Raw genomic sequence first — 2,543 nt, forward strand, 5'->3', positions numbered from 1 at the left:
GACAGGAGCATTAAGGAGCTGATTGAGAGGGGAGAGCTTATAGTTGAGCCCCTGTCTCCCTCTCAGGTTCAGTGCTCATCCCTTGACCTGAGGCTGGGGAAGGAGTTCGCCAGGTACGTGGGCTCCGGGGTGATAGACGTCAAGAAGGGAATCGGCAGTGTTGAGAGGCTCGTAGCCAGCGATTACATAGAGATTGAGCCGAAGGAGTTCCTCCTCGCTACCACCATGGAGTACGTGAAGCTCCCATCTCATATCACAGCCTTCGTTGAGGGAAGGTCATCCCTGGGTAGGCTCGGTCTGTTCATAGAGAATGCTGGCTGGGTTGACGCCGGCTTTGAGGGGCAGATAACCCTTGAGCTGTACAACGCCAACAACGTTCCCATAAGGCTCTACATTGGCATGAGGATATGCCAGCTCGTCTTCGCCAGGCTTGACCAGGTGCCCGAGAGGGTGTACTCCGGAAAGTACAAGGGACAGCGTGGCGCTACGCCCTCAAAGATTGAGATGGATTCGGACCTATGAAGCTCCTTGCTCTTTTCCTGCTGGCTCTTCTGGCATCCTGCGCAACGAGACCTCCCAAGGTTGTGAAGGAAAAGCCTGAGGTCCCCGTCTATCTATCCCCTCTGAAGGGAAGCCCCGAGGACAGGGGAAGGGGCGTTTTCATCAGGTCAAGGTGCGGAGAGTTCGTCAGGAGTGTCGCGGAGGGGAGGGTTGTGTATTCGGGCAGGGACGTGGACAACTTCGGATGGGTCGTGATGGTTGAGCAGAAGGACGGATTCCTTTCTGTCTACGGTAAAATCAATAACCCCTGGGTGAGGAGCGGAGAGAGGGTGAAGAGAAGGCAGGTAATAGGTAAGGCGGGTCGCTGGAAGGACGCCTGCGGCGTTTATTACGAACTCAGGGATAAGGAGGGTAAGCCCCTAAAACCGGTTCTGAGGTGAGCCATGGCTTTAGCTGTGCTGCTGTTCATGGTTGGGAGCCTTTTCGCCATAGAGCTCCCCGACAAGTGTGACATCAGGTATCAGAAGTGCGTTTACGACTGCGTCCAGGAGTTTCCCCTTGACAAGGATAAGAGGCGCGGGTGTGAGCTAAGGTGCGAGCTGGGAAAGGGATGGTGCAAGACTAAGAAGGGAGCCAAGAAGCTAACCGAAGGACTGAGGAAGATGTGGGAAGGCTTTTCCAAGGAGCGATGAGGGATATAATTTAAGTATGCTTATCTCCGAACTTTCCGAAAGGCAGAAGGATTTTTTGAAGAACGTCTTTGAAATTGAGGAGCTTCCCGAAGAGGCGGATCTGGACAGCTTCCTTGAGGAGAAGGGATGTAAGCTCTATGAGTGTATAGAGTGCGGCAAGCTGGTCTTCCACGATAACTACGAGTTCTGGAACCTCTCCGAGTGCTGTGATGACAACTCAAAGCTGACTCCCAAGGGACTGCTATGTGAGGTCTGCTACTCAAGGAGCCCCGAGAACCTGAAGTACTGGCTCATGTTCAAGCCGAGCTGGTACAAAGACGTAGACTTCAACCCGAAGGGCTGATATGCCTTCCTACGAGGATATAGAAGAGGTCAGGGAGTTCATAAGGGGCTCCTCAGAGGACAGCGCAGTTTACGTTGGTTGCGACTCCCGCCAGTTCAGGGATAAGACGGTATTCGTAACCGTTGTCGTCGTTCATATAAACTCAAACCACGGGGCGAGGATATTCTGGAGGGTTGAGAAGGTAAGAAGGATAAGCTCAATAAGGCAGAGGCTCTTGGAAGAGGTAAACAGGGCGGTTTACACAGCCCTTATGATAGCGGACGTTGTAGGAGACAGACCCTTTGAGGTTCACCTTGATATAAACCCGAGCCCCGACCACAGGTCAAGCGTGATACTTAAGGAGGCGGTTGGATACGTTCTCGCCCAGGGATTAACGCCAGTCCTAAAGCCCGATGCGATAGCAGCCTCCGCGGTAGCGGACTTCTTCACAGAAAAGCTCTGAGCTTCTGCCGATAGAATAACTGTCCATGAAGAGGTGGGCTCTGCTTCTTGTTGCCTTTCTTGTGGCATCCTGTGCCTCACCTGTGAGCAGGGTTCGCTACGAGTACGAAGGCCTGAGGGCGTCCTGCCCCGCCAAGTTCAGAACGAAGGTCAGCTACTGCCGGGCTGAGTATGCCTACTCGGACCGGATACAGCACCTGAGCAAGATAAAGGTGAGGAGCCTTGAGACGGGAAAAAGCCTCACCATATCGGTCAGGCAGAGCAGGAGAGTAAGGGGAATATGTGTTCCAAAGAAGTACAGACACTTCCTCGGAGGCGGGAGCTCCTTCAGGGCTGAGGTAAGGGTGTTAAGGTGTGGGGAGAACAACGTGAGGAGGTGTCCTAAGTTCATAAAGGGGTACGCCTCCTGGTACGGTCCCAAGTTCCACGGAAGGAAGACCGCCTCTGGAGCACGCTTCAATATGCACGAATACATAGCAGCCCACAGAAGCCTCCCCCTAGGGACAGTGCTTTTGGTCAAGAACCTCAAAAACGGCAGGACTGTGAAGGTGAGGGTCCTGGACAGG

General features: G+C 53.6%; 6 protein-coding genes. All 6 read left to right on the top strand.

The annotated features are described in order from the left end of the window. Positions 1 to 522: dCTP deaminase (dcd, locus tag AC1HCM_RS01150; RefSeq protein ID WP_479459940.1), on the top strand; the 522-nt coding region annotated here is incomplete at its 5' end. Further along, on the top strand, positions 519 to 941 hold the full coding sequence (locus tag AC1HCM_RS01155; RefSeq protein ID WP_479459941.1) for a murein hydrolase activator EnvC family protein: 423 nt from the start codon (positions 519 to 521) through the stop codon (positions 939 to 941). The genes dcd and AC1HCM_RS01155, both read left to right, overlap by 4 nt. A 3-nt stretch (positions 942 to 944) precedes the next feature. Further along, complete coding sequence (locus AC1HCM_RS01160) at positions 945 to 1,193, top strand: hypothetical protein (protein WP_479459942.1); 249 nt, start codon at positions 945 to 947, stop codon at positions 1,191 to 1,193. 16 nt (positions 1,194 to 1,209) lie between these two features. Further along, positions 1,210 to 1,536 (top strand): hypothetical protein, encoded by a 327-nt coding sequence (locus AC1HCM_RS01165; RefSeq protein ID WP_479459943.1) that lies wholly within the window; start codon positions 1,210 to 1,212, stop codon positions 1,534 to 1,536. Position 1,537: 1 nt separating this feature from the next. Continuing rightward, entirely contained in the window at positions 1,538 to 1,978 is a 441-nt protein-coding gene (locus AC1HCM_RS01170; protein ID WP_479459944.1) for a ribonuclease H-like YkuK family protein, read from the top strand. A 25-nt stretch (positions 1,979 to 2,003) separates the two neighbouring features. Continuing rightward, the coding region (locus tag AC1HCM_RS01175) for a septal ring lytic transglycosylase RlpA family protein (RefSeq protein ID WP_479459945.1) at positions 2,004 to 2,543 on the top strand (540 nt) is incomplete at its 3' end.

This window comes from Hydrogenivirga sp. (assembly GCF_056450045.1).